The 17,172-nt window shown below is 51.8% G+C and carries 16 protein-coding genes; 8 read left to right on the top strand and 8 right to left on the bottom strand.

Translation table 11 applies throughout. The annotated features are described in order from the left end of the window. The first annotated feature begins 52 nt into the window (after positions 1 to 52). Positions 53 to 958 (top strand): LysR family transcriptional regulator, encoded by a 906-nt coding sequence (locus tag ACWPW2_RS07685; RefSeq protein ID WP_454122214.1) that lies wholly within the window; start codon positions 53 to 55, stop codon positions 956 to 958. Between the two features lie 279 nt (positions 959 to 1,237). Here ACWPW2_RS07685 and ACWPW2_RS07680 read toward each other — a convergent pair whose 3' ends face one another. From ACWPW2_RS07680 to ACWPW2_RS07665, 4 genes are all read right to left on the bottom strand, one after another. After that, positions 1,238 to 1,876: a hypothetical protein gene (locus ACWPW2_RS07680; RefSeq protein WP_454122212.1), complete on the bottom strand. Its 639-nt coding sequence runs from the start codon at positions 1,874 to 1,876 to the stop codon at positions 1,238 to 1,240. 95 nt (positions 1,877 to 1,971) lie between these two features. Next, entirely contained in the window at positions 1,972 to 2,835 is an 864-nt protein-coding gene (locus ACWPW2_RS07675; protein ID WP_454122210.1) for an efflux RND transporter periplasmic adaptor subunit, read from the bottom strand. Then, a complete protein-coding gene (locus ACWPW2_RS07670) occupies positions 2,832 to 3,047 on the bottom strand; it encodes a DUF1656 domain-containing protein (protein WP_454122208.1) in 216 nt (71 codons plus the stop codon). The genes ACWPW2_RS07675 and ACWPW2_RS07670 overlap by 4 nt, the downstream gene beginning before the upstream one ends. Further along, positions 3,040 to 5,064 carry an FUSC family protein gene (locus tag ACWPW2_RS07665; protein WP_454122206.1) on the bottom strand — a complete coding sequence of 675 codons (2,025 nt, stop codon included), beginning with the start codon at positions 5,062 to 5,064 and terminating at the stop codon, positions 3,040 to 3,042. Before ACWPW2_RS07665 ends, ACWPW2_RS07670 begins: the two co-directional genes overlap by 8 nt. A 77-nt stretch (positions 5,065 to 5,141) precedes the next feature. Here ACWPW2_RS07665 and ACWPW2_RS07660 point away from each other — a divergent pair, with 77 nt between their 5' ends. Together ACWPW2_RS07660 and ACWPW2_RS07655 are read left to right on the top strand one after the other, a co-directional pair. Next, positions 5,142 to 5,942, top strand: a complete 801-nt coding sequence (locus ACWPW2_RS07660) for an AraC family transcriptional regulator (RefSeq protein ID WP_454123603.1) — start codon at positions 5,142 to 5,144, stop codon at positions 5,940 to 5,942. A gap of 518 nt (positions 5,943 to 6,460) precedes the next feature. Continuing rightward, positions 6,461 to 7,240, top strand: a complete 780-nt coding sequence (locus ACWPW2_RS07655) for a BPL-N domain-containing protein (protein ID WP_454122204.1) — start codon at positions 6,461 to 6,463, stop codon at positions 7,238 to 7,240. A gap of 26 nt (positions 7,241 to 7,266) precedes the next feature. On the opposite strand, the gene ACWPW2_RS07650 is transcribed toward ACWPW2_RS07655, so the two are convergent. Both ACWPW2_RS07650 and ACWPW2_RS07645 read right to left on the bottom strand, forming a co-directional pair. Next, positions 7,267 to 7,857 (bottom strand): TetR/AcrR family transcriptional regulator, encoded by a 591-nt coding sequence (locus ACWPW2_RS07650; RefSeq protein ID WP_454122202.1) that lies wholly within the window; start codon positions 7,855 to 7,857, stop codon positions 7,267 to 7,269. 170 nt (positions 7,858 to 8,027) lie between these two features. Continuing rightward, positions 8,028 to 8,321, bottom strand: coding sequence for a DUF1330 domain-containing protein (locus ACWPW2_RS07645; protein WP_454122200.1), 294 nt, complete (start codon positions 8,319 to 8,321; stop codon positions 8,028 to 8,030). 128 nt (positions 8,322 to 8,449) lie between these two features. Here ACWPW2_RS07645 and ACWPW2_RS07640 point away from each other — a divergent pair, with 128 nt between their 5' ends. Beyond that, complete coding sequence (locus tag ACWPW2_RS07640) at positions 8,450 to 9,355, top strand: LysR substrate-binding domain-containing protein (RefSeq protein ID WP_454122198.1); 906 nt, start codon at positions 8,450 to 8,452, stop codon at positions 9,353 to 9,355. A gap of 147 nt (positions 9,356 to 9,502) precedes the next feature. On the opposite strand, the gene ACWPW2_RS07635 is transcribed toward ACWPW2_RS07640, so the two are convergent. Continuing rightward, a complete protein-coding gene (locus ACWPW2_RS07635) occupies positions 9,503 to 10,453 on the bottom strand; it encodes a LysR family transcriptional regulator (RefSeq protein WP_454122196.1) in 951 nt (316 codons plus the stop codon). Positions 10,454 to 10,524: 71 nt separating this feature from the next. Here ACWPW2_RS07635 and ACWPW2_RS07630 point away from each other — a divergent pair, with 71 nt between their 5' ends. The 3 genes from ACWPW2_RS07630 to ACWPW2_RS07620 all read left to right on the top strand — a co-directional run bounded on the left by ACWPW2_RS07630 (position 10,525) and on the right by ACWPW2_RS07620 (position 15,533). Beyond that, on the top strand, positions 10,525 to 11,472 hold the full coding sequence (locus ACWPW2_RS07630) for an alpha/beta hydrolase (RefSeq protein WP_454122194.1): 948 nt from the start codon (positions 10,525 to 10,527) through the stop codon (positions 11,470 to 11,472). Positions 11,473 to 11,882: 410 nt separating this feature from the next. Then, on the top strand, positions 11,883 to 13,433 hold the full coding sequence (locus ACWPW2_RS07625; RefSeq protein WP_454122192.1) for a methyl-accepting chemotaxis protein: 1,551 nt from the start codon (positions 11,883 to 11,885) through the stop codon (positions 13,431 to 13,433). 441 nt (positions 13,434 to 13,874) lie between these two features. Beyond that, a complete protein-coding gene (locus ACWPW2_RS07620; RefSeq protein WP_454122190.1) occupies positions 13,875 to 15,533 on the top strand; it encodes a methyl-accepting chemotaxis protein in 1,659 nt (552 codons plus the stop codon). A 154-nt stretch (positions 15,534 to 15,687) separates the two neighbouring features. Here ACWPW2_RS07620 and ACWPW2_RS07615 read toward each other — a convergent pair whose 3' ends face one another. Beyond that, positions 15,688 to 16,305, bottom strand: a complete 618-nt coding sequence (locus ACWPW2_RS07615; protein WP_454122188.1) for a LysE family translocator — start codon at positions 16,303 to 16,305, stop codon at positions 15,688 to 15,690. 188 nt (positions 16,306 to 16,493) lie between these two features. Between ACWPW2_RS07615 and ACWPW2_RS07610 the strand changes: the two genes are divergently transcribed. Next, positions 16,494 to 16,934 carry a GNAT family N-acetyltransferase gene (locus tag ACWPW2_RS07610; protein ID WP_454122186.1) on the top strand — a complete coding sequence of 147 codons (441 nt, stop codon included), beginning with the start codon at positions 16,494 to 16,496 and terminating at the stop codon, positions 16,932 to 16,934. The last annotated feature ends 238 nt before the right edge of the window (positions 16,935 to 17,172 follow it).

Here is a 17,172-nt window from a genome sequence, read left to right as displayed (position 1 = left end):
ATCATTTCGGACAGGCCACCGGGCTTATTCGCAGCATAAGGAAAACTTTGGCATGACAAACCTCAACCTCGACCATCTGGCCACCTTCAGGCTGGTCATCAGCCGGGGCAGCTTCTCCAGAGCGGCGGAGGAGCTCGGCCTGTCGCAACCCGCAGTCAGCCTGCAAATAAGACAGCTGGAGCAGACGCTGCAGGTGCGGCTTATTGAGCGAACCGGCCGGGGAATCAAGCCCACTGCGGCTGGCATAACGCTTTGCGAGCACTGCCAGAAAATAGAGGCAGTGGTAACAACCGCGGTGGAAGCGGTCTCTCTGCATTCAGATGAGATCACCGGCACCGTGACCGTCGGCACAGGCGCAACGGCCTGCATCCATCTTTTGCCGCCGATATTGCAGCAGTTGCGCCAGACGCATCCGTTGCTGAAAGTGAATGTACGCACCGGCAACACCTCAGAGATTGTGCGCGGCGTGGAGGAGAACCGGATCGATATCGGTCTGGTGACGCTCCCCGCCGCGGGCAAAAGCGTGAGCGTTAATCCGCTCTACAGGGATGAGTTTGTAGTCATCATGGAGGAAGATTTATCCGCGCGATCGATGAAAGCGCTTTCTCCTGACGATCTCTTGCCACTGCCGCTGATTATTTTTGAATCAGGAAGCGGAACGCGCGCGCTGATTGATGAGTGGTTCCGGCAAGCAGGCCAGCTTGCCAGCCCGGTGATGGAGCTTGGCAGTATCGAAGCGATCAAACGAATGGTGCGTTCGGGGCTGGGTTACAGCATCGTTCCCCGCATTTCCGTTGCCAGCACTGAAGAGTGTGAAGGGCTCAGCATATACCCACTGACGCCCCCGCTTCAGCGAACCCTCGGCACCGTGATGCGCGAGGATCGGATTGTCAGCAGGGGGATGAACGAAGTGCTGAAAAAGCTCGATGAAATCCTGCTTAAAGAGAAGAGCAGATAAACATCAGTCTGATTGACGCGGCCCTTGTCCGCTTGCTGGTATACGGCAGAGATGATGAGGGGATTTCACGAAGAAACTATTACTGGCGAACGCACCGCGTTGAAGATAAAACAGCCCTCGTACTGATCTTTGGCTGTCACAGTTTCACGTTCAAAGGCATGGTGCCATGCGGTGCAGTTATCCGGTAATTCTGCCGCGGTAAGCAGAGCGCAGGCAGCATCACCGCACAGAGACTCTGCGGAGTGTGGGTCGGTAATGTGAAAACGAAAGGGGGATAAATCATTGTGTAAGGCGCTGCCACTTCGGGCAAGCTGAGCCACAGAGTGGCTTTGCCCAGGAAAGACCTCTTCGAAATATTCTCGTACGGATTTCAGCTTTAATGCTGCCCTCTCCTGGCTCCCCTCTCGTTTTATATGCATGCAGCATGATCAACATCCGCTGCCGGGGATAGGCTGAAGTTAAGGCAATTAACTTTTCAGCCATGGTTGCGTCACGCCAGGCAAAAAGCGTACCCGCTGATTTGGCGCTGGAATAGTCATCTGTTTCCCGGTGCCGGATTGAGCGCCACTGCTGGGTGAAATCGGTTAAAGGTCTGCGAGGAATGGGGTCGATGCCCAGACAGGGAATATCCCTTGATATAGCCCATGCCAGTAAGTTTACGGTTTCCTGAGTACGTAATATTTTGGGGAAATTTTTCAGTCTGCCCAATGCAGATTCGTTGTGTTGATGAGAAAACAGCATCCCTGTACTGTCGGCCTCAAATACCAACACCGCGGCGTGGTCAAAATAGCACGCCGCGATCTCCTCTCTTAACTGCGTAAATTCTGCTACACCATGGATGGACTCGCCCAAAAAGATAAACCGTTTGTCGCGAAAAAGCCGTTGCTCGTTAAGTGCATAATCCGTGGTTCTGATCATCAGAATGCGTCTCCTTCCGGGATATTCACGCTCTCACCTTAACGTTATGAGGCGGCGGTGTCGTCCGCCATGCTCGCCTGGTATGCAGACACCGTTTACGGCACGATGGCGACGCTGGCGGATAACCCGGCCACTAACACTACACCCTCAGGGATGGTGTCTAACTGGATACGCACCGGTACCCGCTGCGCAAGCCGCACCCAGTTAAAGGTCGGGTTAACCTCCGGCAGCCCCAGCCCGCCGGTTTCGTCATTGCTGTCGCCGATCCCACGCCCGATACTCTCCACGTGCCCGCTAATCATCGCGTCATACCCCATTAGCGAAACCTGCGCGCGGTTGCCAACCTGGATATGTCGCAGCCGGGTCTCTTCAAAATAACCGACCACCCAGAAACTGTGCGCATCGACAATGGCGACTTTTGTCTCTCCCGCCGTGGCATAGTCGCCAGGACGGAGCCGCAGATGCGTGACATAACCTGCCACCGGCGAGCGAACGGTGGAATGGGATAAATTCAGCTGCGCCAGCTCCAGCGCAGCCAGCGCGCCCTGATAATTAGCCACCGCGACACTTGCCGCACTGCGTGTTTGCTGGATATCCTCGCCGGAAATGACCTCTTTGATCTGCGCTCGTCGGCGCGCCGCATCCTGGCGCATCAGCATCTCATGACGTTTTGCCTCAACGTCAGCCTGCGCGCTGAGCATACTCAGCTTCAGCCAGTGCGGATCGATAACATAGAGAGTATCGCCCCGGTTAACCCACTGATTATCGCGGACCATCACACGGCTTACCGGCCCGGAGACATCCGGCGCAATCTGTACCACATCTGCACGTACCCGCCCGTCTCGCGTCCACGGCGTCTGTGCGTAATGTTTCCAGAGGATAAACGCCGCAAGTGTCGCCACCGCGACAGCACTCAGCGTCAGCGCGTAGCGACCCAGCAAAGAGAGTAGAGATTTCATACGAATAACCCCAGGTTGGTCAGGCCCTGCAACAGCAGGAAAAAGGTAACGATATAGCTTGAGAGATCGATCAACGGGCGAAACGGCAAGCGGCGATAAAGCCTGCTGCACGAGAGAAGCGGCACAATGAGTAACGTGCAGACCAGCGAGATAAGCGCCGTTACCAACAATCCGGGGATATAAACGCCTCCGATATTGATGTCATTAATCATTGGCGGACTCCTCGCCCTGCGCCCGGAGCGCGCAGTGCAGATCAACCAGCTTGTCGACAAACTGGCGCGATGGCGCATCTGTTGCAGGCAAGCAGCGGCCTGCGATCGCGACGATGCGCTCACGCAAGGCTTCGGTTTCAGTTGTGCGGGTAAGCCGATAAAGCACTTCGTTGATCTCACCCGCCACAGGCGTATCGCTGCGCCGCAAATGCCGAACAGAAAGACCGATGCGCAGCAAGTGCAACAGATGATCGAGCGCCCGTGCCGATGACGCCCCGCTGCGCGGCAGGCGCGGGATCAGCAGCGCGGCCCGATCAATCATCAGGTTGGTCCAGTGCGTCTCACCACTGGTCATCACCCCGCTCACGCTGCGGCGAATATCGCGCTGGCAGAGCTTCAGTAAACGATTTATCGCGGCGTCTGCCTGCACGGTTTGCAGCAGGCTCATGCTGATAAATGCAAAGCCGGTCGCTATAAAGAGCGCGATTGCGGTATTCGCCGCGACGGCGAAGTCACCGCTGTAGTGCGCCCCCAGTTCGCATAACACCGGCAGCGTCAGCGTGATGCCCATTGCCATAAAGGTGGTAGGTGGCCGCGCCTGCAGTGACCCAGCCAGCAGATAGACCGGCGCAAACACCGCAACCAGTACGGCGAAATCGCTGATTTGGGGAAGCAGGAGAAAGCTATAGACCAGGCTTATCAAAACGCCCCAGATGGAGCCGATTATGTATTTCAGAATATGGGGTGCCGGTGTGTCGAAGCTGCCAAACAGCGTGCAGCACACTCCGAGGATAGAGACCGCCGTACCTCCCTCTGGCCAGGCAGAATAGATCCATACCAGACAGCCGCCCAGGATGATGGCAAAGGCACCCAGCGCCGTGCGCGTGGCAGTAAGCGGATCGCGATGAAAAACATACCCTTTCAGCGCGTGGTTTTCTGTTGGCGCAGGCACTGGCCTGGCGTGATGGATGGCGGTAGAAAGATGCTCACACTCATGTATGAGGGTTATCGACTCCGTGATATAGCGGATCATATTCACCGCCAGCGCGTCCTCAAAGGTCTTTATCTGCGCCGCGCGACTCTGCGCCAACCGGGCGCTGCGTTTTCGTAGCGCCTCTGCCGTGCTTTTACGCTGCCCGGCATCGTCGCAGATAAGCCAGGCCTGAACGTCATCCAGCAGCATCTGAATATCGGCTGGCATATCGGCAATCATCTGCACGCGATCGCGTAATTCACCGTTGACGATGATCAGCCGCGCCAGCCTGTCGTGCAGGGCTTTTCTCGCCTGGCGCACCGGCACCGAAAGGGCAAAATCATAGGGAATATGGTGGCCGATGCCCTGCAGGAATTGTAGCGCCAGCGCCAGATGCAGCGGCTCAGATTGCGCATCGGGCTTGCCTGACAAGGTGTCGGCAATATGCTGGCGCGCCGAATACAGTGTCTGCGCTAATGTGGTGTTGAACAGCCCGGAGATGCGGCGCGGAAAAACGTATCGGTGGATCAGCGCAGCGCAAAGAATGCCGATGGTGATCTCCTGCACCCGAATGATGGCGATGTCAAACACCGAGCCAGGATCGGAGACGGCGGGAAAACCAATCAGGCTTGCGGTGTAGCCAGCCAGCACAAAGGCATAGGCGCGGGGCGTGCGTTCCAGCAGGGATAAACAGAGGCAGAAGGTGATCCAGCCGGTCAGCATCACGCTACATAAAATGGGCATGTTCACAAACGTCGGCACAATCAACACCGTCGCCCCTGCCCCCACGACGGTCCCTGCCAGGCGATAGAGGCTGCGGCTTAGGGACGCGCCGACTGACGTTTGCGAAACAATATAGACGGTGATGATCGCCCAGGAGGGCCGCTCAAGGCCAATCGACAGGGCAACGTAATAAGCCAGCATCGCCGCGGCAAAGCTCCTGACGGAGTAGAGCATGGCATGGGCGTCGCTCAGCAGCGTCGATGGAAGCCTGCGGCTTATCAAATTCACGGGACGTATATGACGAAAGGTTATTTTGCTCATGCCGGAGATTATTTCCGGTTTGCGCAGGTCACTAAATACCCTATTCTGTCAAAAAATACCTAAATGTTGCCAAAGTGATGACACCCCGACTTGCCCATACTCTGTTTGATCCGGACAGCACCTCCGGCCCGGCGGTTGCACGCCATATTGATTTCGTGGATTACGCAGCAGAAGTGCCGGTTCATACGCACCGCAAGGGGCAACTGATCATTGCCTTGTACGGCGCGGTGATTTGCCGGGCGGAAAATGATCTCTGGATCGTGCCGCCAGATTGCGCGATGTGGATCCCAGGCGGGATCGCGCATAGCGCCAAAGCGACCTGGAATGCGCATCTTAACTATCTGTTTATTGAACCGGGTGCCGCCGCGCTGCCGGAGAGATGCTGCACGCTGGCGATTTCACCGCTGATCAAAGCGCTGGTGGAGCGCTTAACCCATGAAGAGGTGGATTGCGCCGCACAGAGCCATGCTGGCAGGCTGACCCGCGTGACGCTTGATGAGCTCGCCACCATGCCGCAGCAGAAACTGAGCCTGCCGGTGTCGGCGCATCCCAAAATCCGCACCATGGCCGATGCGCTGGTCAGCCATCCGGAAGATCGGAGCACCTTTAAAAGCTGGGCAAAGCGGCTGGCGCTCAGCGAGCGCTCTTTAGCCCGCTTGATGCTGCGCGAAACGGGCCTGACCTTCGGGCGATGGCGTCAGCAACTGCATCTGATCGTTGCCCTGCGGGAGCTGGCAAGCGGAGTTTCGGTACAAAACGTGGCGGCCAACCTGGGCTATGAGTCGGTTAACGCCTTTATCACCATGTTCAAGAAAACCATGGGCAGCACGCCAGCACACTATTTTGCCGCAAAGAGAACGGCAGATCCCGCAACGTGATGTGCAGCAAGGTTGCTGACATTCGCCTTTGGCATGACGCTGCCAGCAAAGCCTGCCGCATAAGTGATTAATTGTGGGTAAGAAGTAAACCCGCCTCTGCCAGTGACTTTTGGCAACCCTTTCTAAAATAGAGAGGAAGCAACACTTGCCCGCCAAAATTTACTACACCGCCCAACGCCATTAATAAAACAGACAGTGTGAATCCGCGAGAATAGTTACTGTAATGACTTTTCAACGGTTCTGGTTCACAACAAAATTCTGCGCCTGTTTTTACCCGCCATTTCACTCTACCACCTGTACATATCGCAACCGAAACAGGTAGTTGACCTCGAAATGGACGCTAAATTTTTCAGTTCAGCTGCCTTTTTCTTTTATCTTACTTAAACAAAAAAACTTGACTTAAACGACGATACGCATAAATTTGAGCGGACGCTCTAATTATGCAAAAGGTACTGGCGTGACCTGCAAATCTTTAACTGGCGGGAAGATGACATTTATATGACAGGGGAATCATTCATATGTTTCTTTTAAAACAGGCAAGAAAATCCGCAACAATAAGTAGGTTAACCTTATTAGCTTTGTTCTTTTTAACCCCTTCTTACGGTACTGCCGCGGCTGGAGTCCAGGATTACAAGACTTATCACATCGCCCTTTATCGCGGTCAGGCCGGATGCTCTGGCTGTTCCGAAATGGTCTACAAATCGTTGATGAAAACAGGGTTACCGCTGGATATTACCTATGTAGGCGAAGCTGAAAAACTCAAAGTGAATGAACAAACGTTGAGAAGTTTTGATATCTACGTTCAGCCTGGAGGAGGACAGGATATCCCTGCTTCTTATGAGGCACTCAGCGATGAAGGTGCAGAGGCTGTCCGTAATTTTGTAAAAAGCGGCAAAGGCTTTATTGGTCTTTGCATGGGCGCTTACCTCGCAGACAAAGATTGGATTGGGTTGGTCGATACTTCAATGGAGTCAGAAGTAGGCAGGCCGGGATCGCGCGCCTACGATCAGGGTGATTACACGCTGCAGATAGACTGGAATAATAAACGTGAGCCTTTTTATTATCAGGATGGACCCTATATGGAGAATGGCGATCCAAGCGATGGTTTCAAAGCAATTGCCTATTATGAGAACGGCGATATCGCCATGGCACGCTATAAATATGGTAAAGGTACCGTGCTGCTTTCTGGCCCACACCCAGAGGCTGATGAGACCTGGATTGATTCCACAATGCCAGGCAACACGACTGCGGAGAGTAAAATGGTGCGAATTTTGTCTTATTTTGACATAAAAAAGTAATGACTCCCGCAAGGCATTTGCATACTTCACCGGGAGCTTACTTTAATTATCTCAAAAGAAAGCTCAGAAAGTTCTCTGATATAAATAGCGCGCTTTTCAGCAGTAAACTCAAGGATCAGCATACTGGAGTAACCATCTATTAATGCATTTATTTTGCGGGCGGAAGCTGAGGCGTCCTGGGTGAGGAACTCTTTTTCCTTAATGCCGAGGTTAATAATTTCCTCGAGGATGTTCCTCCACCTGAGGTATTGATTGTGAACTAATTGAGCATAATTATTATCGCGGGCGGCCATTGGCCAGAGTTCAAGATACAGCAACCAGTGTGCGGAAGGTGCGTCAGGCAGCAGATATTGAATATAGTGGAGAACGTTCTCAGTCGCGCTTAAGCCTTCAGAAGCCTGTGAAAAGTTATGGTATTCATTAATATCCTTATCCAGCATGTACTGGATAGCATCTATTTTGAGACTTTCCCAATCACGATAATAGTGATAGATGTGGCTTCGTGAAATATTGAGTTTTTGCGTTAAATCACGGGTTGAAACCTTATTCAACCCGTTTTCTTTGAACAGTTGCAGAGCTGTCATTTTTATCAGCTCAGAGAAATTAGGGGTTTTCAATAGGGTTTTCCCTTCAGGCGACACGGTCTACTCGAGTGCCGGTAAGTTTACCCCCCTGATTACAACGTTACAACCTGAGCAAATGTCCCCTTTTCTTAGTCTGCGGTGACCTTTATTGAATGTGGTTGAGGATCCAGCCATACGCGAGAAGCGCCCACGCTTATGCCTGATTAAAGACTACTACCTTCAACCAAAACAAAGGTGCCGGTCGCCGCACCTGCACGCAGTTTTTTTGCCGCCTGATACGCAGGGCTCTCATAGAAGCGCTTAGCTTCTTCAAAGGAAGCGAACTCAAAAATCACATGCCGTTGATGCGACTCGCCCTCAAGGTTTTCATACTGCCCGGACCAGGCAATGATCTTTGGCGCGAAGGCCTGCATAGCCTCCCCCGCTGCGCGGGCATATTCAGCATAGGCGTCAGGATTTGAGACGGTCACATGGCCGATTAAATAACCTTTATTCATTTCTGTTTACTCCTCATTTGCCTTCAGAAAACGTGATGCGAAATACACTGTGTGAAAGTACTCTATTGAGTTTTAATACCTGCATAAACAGCGCCAGAAAATACGCACTGTTACCCTGAGGATGAACAATGAAGAATCTTGAGCCTTTGGTTATTTTTGCTCGAGTGGCAGAACTGAAGAGCTTTACCCAGGCAGCGGAAAGCCTGGGGATCCAGAAAGGGCGGGCTTCAATGGTGGTGCGCGAACTTGAGCAGGAACTGGGCGCTACGCTTCTTCATCGCACAACTCGAAGCGTGCAGCTGACGGAAGACGGGCGGGCTTTTTATGCCCGCGCGCGGGATCTTCTCGCTGAAGCCGACGATCTGCGCTCAATGTTCACTACATCCGGCATGCCGCTAAAGGGAAAGTTGCGCGTGGATATGCCTGCGATCCTGGCGCAAAGCGTGGTGATCCCTGCCCTGCCCCAGTTTCTGGAAGCACACCCTGAACTGGAGATAGAGCTTTCAAGCACCGATCGCCGCGTCGATCTGGTGCAGGAGGGGTTTGACTGCGTGGTGCGGCTGGGCCCCATTGTCGATGAGACGCTTATTGCCAGGCCGCTGGGTCATTTACGCATGATAAATGCCGCCAGCCCGCGCTATCTCAGCCGCTTTGGTAGACCAGAGACCCTCGAGGATCTTCTCAATCAAAGGCACAGGATGGTGCACTACATCCGCAATTTTGGTTCCAGACCTGACGGATGGGAGTATCCGTCGGAAGACGGTTATAAGTCGCTGATGCTGCCCGGTGCAGTCACGGTCAACAGCGTTCCCGCTTATCATGATGCGGGTCTTGCGGGGCTGGGATTGATTCAGGGTGGCTACCCTTCACTGTTAACGCATATCCAGCGCGGCGCGCTGGTTGAGATCCTGCCCGATCTGCGCCCTGAGCCAATCACCGCCTCTTTTGTTGTCGCACACCGGCGCAATTTGTCGCCGCGTGTCAGAGCGTTTATGAAGTGGACTGAGGAAGTTTTAAGGCCTTATTTTGAGTGATGATGCTTTTCGCGAATTTATTCCGGGCGCGGAGTTGTTCAAATAGCAGAGCGTACTCGGGCGATGGTTTTAAAAATCACCGTACCGGTGATGAGCGGGAATGAAAACGTCCCTTCTGGCAGCGTAGGGCTACCGAACAATATAGCGTCATACGCTGCTGTTTTTTCTGTTACTCAGGAAAGATTTAAAGCTATCAATAAAAGCCCGCACCCTGACAGGAAGATGGCGGCGGTTGGGGTAGATAGCATGAATAGCGACCTCTTCGCCTTGCGTGTCGGGCAGCACCTGGGCCAGGCGTCCTTCCTGAATATCCTTCTCAACCATAAATGAGGGGAGAAATCCGATACCCAGCCCGGCTATAGCTGCTGTACGAATGGCATCCCCGCTGTCAAACCTGACGTGATTGCGACCGTTCACTGTTACCTGTCCCTGCGCTTTATCAACGAGAGTCCATGCGGTGGAAGCCGCGCCCAGACCATAAACGAGTCGACGGTGGTTTTTAATCTCAGCAAGTGATTCAGGCATGCCTGCCTGACGGATATAATCAGGTGAAGCCCAAAGTTGTGGACTTGTTCTGTCGATCACCTGGGTGATGTATTGATAACTGGTGGTTGCGTTGCCTACACGTATTGCAAGATCGAACCCCTCTTCTACAAGGTCAACAACCCGATCGCTGAAGCTGATTTCAATACTTATATCTGGTGAGGCCCGCAAAAATTCATTGATAAAGGGCAGAACGATCATTTTGCCGTAGCCTTCTGACACGGTCAGTCTGAGGATGCCTTTCGGCAACGGCAGATTCTGACGGATAGTCGCTTCAGCTTCGTCTAAATCCTCCAGTATCTGGCTGCAACGATGATAAAATTCGTGCCCCTCTGTCGTAAGCGACAAACGGCGGGTTGTACGCTGAAAAAGCCGCGTCTCAAGGTGAGCTTCTAAACGCGCAATGGCTTTGCCTGCGGCAGAACGCGTCAGCCCCATTGCCTTACCGCCAGCAATGAAACTGCCCGCCTCTGCCACAGCAACAAAGATACGTAATGCGTTAATTTCCAGAGCTGAGCCGGCACTCTCTGGCGACGCGATTTTTCTGCCCGTCATTGGGGAACCTTTTTCGCCAATCATTTAAATATACTACAGATTGTAGAATTTCAATCAGTGAGGATTCAATAATGTTGTCGAAAAACGCTCAAAAAACTCTGGATGGATGGATCAGTGCAGCTGGTCCGGTTGTCGAAAAGGTATACGGTACGTCAGAAGCCAGCTGGCCTGAGGTTCGCGCCCGCTATATGCAGGGACTTGAAAAAATCTTCCCTGCGATCGAAGGGGTCACCTACAAGACAAGCACGTTAGGCAATACGCCCGCGATGATCAGTGAGGGAGATGAACATACCGGCAACAGAGTGGTGCTTTATATTCATGGCGGCGGCTATGTCCACGGCGGTGTCGAAGCATACCGCGGCCTCACTGGACGTATTGCTAAAGCATTAAAAGCCCGGGTGTACACACCAGATTACCGGCAGGCGCCTGAATTCCCTTTCCCTACACCAATAGATGATGTTTTTTCAGCTTATCGTGCCCTTCTCGATAGCGGCGTCCAGCCGGAAAATCTCGTGCTAACAGGTGATTCAGCCGGTGGCGCGATGGTGGTGACGATCATGCGCAAGGCCCGTGACGCGGGTATTCCGCTTCCGGCCGCAGGAGTGGCAATCTCTCCCTGGGCTAACCTTACCCATAGCGGTTCATCTGCGACGACCCGTGACGGAATTGATCCCCTTTGTAGCGTCGACTTTCTTAACAGGCTGGCAAGATGCTTTCTTGCAGAAGAGCTTGCCACCCATCCTGATGCCTCCCCGGTTTATGCAAATGTCCAGGGGCTTGCGCCCATCCTCATCCAGATTGGTGAGAATGAGGTTATGCTGAGCGATGCTGTCCGGCTGGCTGCAAATTTAGGCGAAGCGCGTGTGCGAACAACACTCGAAGTGTGGCCTGGGATGTTTCATGTATGGCATCTTCTGGCCGGTACTCTGCCAGAAGCCGACCAGGCGTTAAATAACGCGATTCATTTTCTGGAACAGGCTTTAATAAAAGAGCAGGAATCAGCGAACTTATATCCATGAAGAAAGCCACTGTTTATCAGTAAATAAACACAACGCCGTGGTCTGAGTCACTAAGTCCTTATTACGGGCAGTTAGTCTCATTCTTATAACGCGTCAGGGAAAGTTAAAATGGGGAAATCCTGTGTGTGTAAGACGCAGGATTTCTGCCTGATTTTGCTGGCTGGCACAGTTCTGCACTGCCCTGCTTGCGCCACACCAACAGCGCAAACGATATATCCTGCTTCACCGCTGGCGTTTGCAGTGCGCGATTTCCTTAAAATCAGGCGCATAGGAAAAAACCAGAATGGATATATTCTTCGTTGTCCATAGTTCGGCAAGTTTTAGTTAAAGACAGATTAATCGATGCCGATAACTTATCTGTTTTAGGGCTCATGGAGCTGCTCTGTCTTTCTCTGTAGAACGAGGTTGAAATGTTCAGAAATTTACCGATTAAAAAGAAGTTTTCTTTTGCCTTTGGTGCCGTTTTAATTTTGCTGCTATTACTCTGCGCCACTTTCTACAATAACTTTTCCAGAATTGTCAGTACCAACGAATGGAATATACATAGCTGGCGCGTCATTGATAAAAGCCGAGCCTTAACCCAAAGCCTGGTAAATATGGAAACCGGCCTACGCGGCTATGCTATTAACGGCAAAGAGGAAATGCTGGCTCCGTGGAGCTCAGGCAAAGAGGAGTTCGTTAAAGTTTTGCAGGAGACGAAAAGCTTAACTTCTGATAACCCTACACAGCAGGATCGCCTGAATAATTTGCTGCAGCAGGAACAAGAGTGGGGGAATAAATTTGTTACTGAATTACTGAATAATCGTCGCGCACTCAATGCCGGGTCAATGACGCAGGCCGATTTCACTGCCGCCTTCGAAGCTAACACCGGCAAGCCGCAGATGGATCAAATGCGCGCCACCATTGATGAAATCGTCAACAATGAAAAAAAACTGCTCGGCGAGCGTCAGGGTTCTGTCGACTCCGTTGAAACGCAGACCCGGCTGGCGTTGTTTATCGGCGCGCTGTTAGGTGTACTTATCGCTTCAGGCTTGGGCTATGCCCTTGCCCGTTCCATCACCCTTCCGCTTGGGGAAGCGGTAAACGCAGCGAAGGCGATTGCCTCGGGCGATCTCTCCACCCGCCTGGTTGCGCGTTCAAAAGATGAAGCCGGTGTTCTGATCGTCACCCTCACCGCCATGCAGGAGCAGCTTAAAAAAGTGGTCTCTGATATTCAGACCGCCGCAACCTCCATCGACAGCGCCTCTAAAGAAGTGGCGATGGGCAATACCGATCTCTCTTCACGAACGGAACAGCAGGCTGCTTCGCTGGAAGAGACCTCAGCCAGCATGGAGCAACTGACGGCGACAGTAAGGCAAAATGCCTCTAACGCGCAAAACGCCAGCAGCCTTGCGTCTGATGCGTCCGACGTCGCGCAGCAGGGAGGCAAAGTTGTGGATAAAGTGGTCACCACCATGGCGGCAATTTTTGACAGCTCGAAAAGCGTCGGCGATATCATCAGCACCATTGAAAGCATCGCCTTCCAGACCAATATCCTGGCGCTTAATGCTGCGGTGGAAGCAGCCCGTGCCGGTGAGCAAGGCCGTGGATTTGCCGTGGTAGCAAGCGAAGTGCGCGCGCTTGCCCAGCGCAGCGCGACGGCGGCAAAAGAGATTAAAGCGCTGATTGAAGCCTCAAATAGCCGCATATCGGAAGGCACCGACCTGGTCGCCCAAGCGGGTAAAACCATGACCGGGGTAGTCACGGCGATCAACAACGTCTCTGCAATTATGGCCGAAATCTACACCGCCTCTGGCGAGCAGGTGAACGGTATTGAGCATGTCAGCATCGCTATCACCCAAATGGATGAAGTGACGCAACAAAACGCCGCACTGGTTCAACAGGCCGCTGCTGCTGCCGCCTCGCTGGAAGATCAGGCTGCGCATCTAAACCGCTCGGCTGCGGTGTTCAAACTTGCCTGACAAAAGGTCCCTGATAGCCGCATTCGACCCGCTGCTGGCGGGTAACGCCAGCAGCCAGACGCTACCGCTGAGACTAACGGTAACGGCTGGCTGTCGGACGAAGCGTTCACGTTGAGCGCGTTCTGTCGCCGGTCTGAACGGGATTATTGCCCAACTTAATAACCATGAAAGACGTCTGGTTAAATTTTATCGCGGCTATGTTCTGTTTATTTTATTAAAAAATTCATATATGGATCAGGCACTTTCGCAACAGTAATTAATTAAGTTATTTAACATGAAAGAGAATAATGAAATTAATTTCGGTGATAAAAGCTGCCTAGCATAAATTCACGAACTAGCCATTTTTTTCAAAAAAATATATTTATTAAATATCATTAAAGCCTTTAAAAGCGGCGTCGATAACCCCTTTTTGCTTCATTTACTAATAACACCAGGGTTCTTATGACTATCACACAGCGTTTGTCGCTGGCATTTTCTTTGCTCGCTCTGTCACTTTTCGCGGTTGTTGCCGTCTCTCTTTCGGTGATTTCGGGCTTCCAGTCGCGCTTTGAGTATGTACAGGTCAATGCCATACCCAGCATCAAGGATTTGAATAAATCAATCAGCACCACCAGCCAGCTGGGCATCGCGTTTTACCGTCACCAGACGGCGTTGGACAGCGCCGGCCAGGCTGCGGCCGAAGAGAGAATAAACAACTTGCTGAACAAGCTGAAATCGCTCACGGATTATTATATGGCAAATGATATTTCCAACGATGAAGATAAAGCGATGACCGAGCAGGCATACCGTAATATCGAAGCCGTTCGTGCGGCGTTACCCGCTTTTTTAGCTGCCTCAAGAAATCACGACAATGCGTTATCTTTGTCGCTTCTGAAAAGTGAAGATGGTCTGGGTGCCGCATCCCGTAAAATGGAAGCCGATTTCACTAACCAGATTGAATTAAATATAAAAATTGGCGACGCTCTGCGAGAACAAAACAAGAGCATTTATTCACAAACGTGGTGGATGATGACCAGTGCCGCAGCGGTGGTGATCCTTCTGCTTGGTCTATTTTCCATCAATATTATTCAGGGCATCAAGCGCAGCCTTAACAGCATAAAGAGCACAATGACAGAGGTCAGTAACAATCTCGACCTCACCCAGACTGCTACTGTCTACAGAAACGATGAAATAGGCCAGACCGCATCGGCCTTTAACGGCCTGCTGGAGAAAGTTTCGACAACGCTGTTATCGGTGAACCATGCTGCACAATCGGTCAGCACAGGCTCCGCGCAAATTGCCGCAGGGAATGAAGACCTCTCATCACGAACCGAAGAGCAGGCCGCCTCTCTGGAGCAGACCTCTGCCAGTATGGCCACTCTGAGTGATACCGTTCGCCAGAATGCTGAAGGCGCCGTTCAGGCAAGCGAACTGGCGAATAACGCTAACAATTTATCAAGCATGAATGCGGGCGCAGTCAGCCAGATGCTGGAAACGATGTCAGAGATTCGCGGAAGCTCAGAAAAAATCTCCGATATCACGGGCCTGATTGAAGGTATCGCCTTCCAGACCAACATCCTGGCGCTTAACGCGGCGGTAGAGGCTGCGCGTGCAGGCGAGCATGGCAGAGGGTTTGCGGTGGTTGCTTCTGAAGTGCGCAGCCTGGCACAACGTTCCTCTTCTGCTGCGCGCGAAATAAAAGATCTCATTTCTCTTTCTGTTTCCCAGGTTGAGCAGGGTCTTAACCAGGCAGCGAATGTGGGAAGTAACACAGAAAATGTGAGCAATGCGGTGCGGCAGGTCGCGGATTTGGTTAACGAAATCGCGGCTGCAACCAATGAACAGAGTAAAGGCATTGAGCAGGTTCACCTGGCGATCGGGCAAATGGATGAAGTGACCCAGCAAAACGCCTCACTGGTTGAAGAAGCCTCTTCGGCATCTAAATCCCTGCAGGAGCAGGCTGAAACCTTGTCGAGCCTGGTCTCTACTTTTACGCTCAGCGAAAACGCAGGGTATGTCGGAAAAGCGGCAAGTACGCCGATCGCCAGAACACAACAGCTGCAAACAAAACCCGCATCGGGCAGCAGTGCAGTCACTAATACAGACTGGGAAAGTTTCTGATTTTTGACTTTTACACAGGATTATTAATTACTAAAAAGCGCTGCTCTGGCAGCGCTTTTACCTTCAGGAAGATTTATCTGTTTTGTTATTCACCCTAAGTACCATTCTTTTCTCGCCGCGCTCTGAAGCTACCCAACTGCCCCGGCTTACTGAACTACTTCAGCAGCAGCCGTATTCCAAGTAACGCCACAATGCCTCCGCTTAGTTTATCTATAAACTTACGGTATTTAATGTAAGCCTGCCGTGGCCCGTGAGTTGATAATAAGCATGCAACGACTGCATACCAGAGCACATCAATAACGAATGCCATTGTTGGCAGGATGATGTACATAACAGGCTGAATATTTTTGCTAAGCGCTGCGGAAAAAATACTGGCAAATACCAGTGCTGTATGGGGATTGCTGATCTGCGTAAATACGCCAGTCATAAATGCTTTTGAGGCGCTGACTTCCTCTGTTTCGGCCAAATCATTAAAACGATTTGAAGGACGACGAAACATTTTCAAAGCCAGCCATAAAAGATAGCAACCGCCTGCAAGCTTCAGCCCTGTGTACAGTGACGGGATCAACGTCAGCAGGGTGTGTAGACCCGCTAACGCGATGACAGCAAAAATAAACGCACCAAAACCCATACCTGCAGCAACAGCTAAAGCGGCCCGTCTTGAACTGGACATGGCCGTTCGGGCAACGAGAAGAAAGCTTACTCCCGGGCTCATTGCGCCAAACAGGATAGCTACGCCAATAGCAGAAAACGCGATCACATCACTAGTCATTCATCTTCTCCAACGGTAACAGTGCCGGCCGCTCCGCCCACCATGAACGGCATCCGGTTAACAACATAACACAATGCCAACAATATCAGCCCCTGCGCATAGTACGGATGCTCGTCTCAGAAATTTTGTTGAATTGATTAGTCAAATCTGAATATCTTTATCGAAGTCAAAATAAGGAAGCGATCACAATGATTTCAATCAGAGCAGCGGAACTCAAAGACATTCCATCGTTAAAACGTCTCTTCCTGCAATTGGGCTATAAGACAGAGAGTGCGAGCTTAGAACAACGTATCCGTGACCAGCATGACACGCTGTGTACTTTAGTTGCCGAATCAGAGAAAGAGGTTTGTGGCGTTATTGTCATAAACTTCATCATGCCTGTTCATGAAAATAACTTATGGGCATTAATCTCAGCGCTGGTAATAGATGAGTCGTCACGAGGACAAGGCGTGGGGCAGCAACTCCTTATCGCCTCTGAACGCATCGCGGCTATCAAGAAATGTTCTCAGATTGAACTATCAAGCAGCGAAAAAAGGGTTAAAGCGCACAAATTTTATGAAAATAACGGATATAAGGAAGTAAGAAAACGCTTCGTAAAGCTCCTCACCGATCTGCCGCCGCTTGATTAATATCCCGGTGTAAGCGATTCGATCGAGCCCGTACCCGCGAGGTGCTGGGTTACCAGCCAACTGATGACGCTTTTGGGGAGTTTAATACGGGAGCAGAGCGGTGGTTTTAAAAAGCCGTGGTGCCCGGAATGGCTTAGTGGCGATAACCTGTATGCAAAATATGCCCGCAAGATGCTAGAATCTCCCGGATTGTTCTCCCCGTATTATCGCGGCTGCTGACCCCGATCAATCTGAGAGA

This window comes from Kosakonia sp. Marseille-Q7440 (genome assembly GCF_965119485.1).
This window is presented reverse-complemented; position numbering and strand designations above follow the sequence as displayed.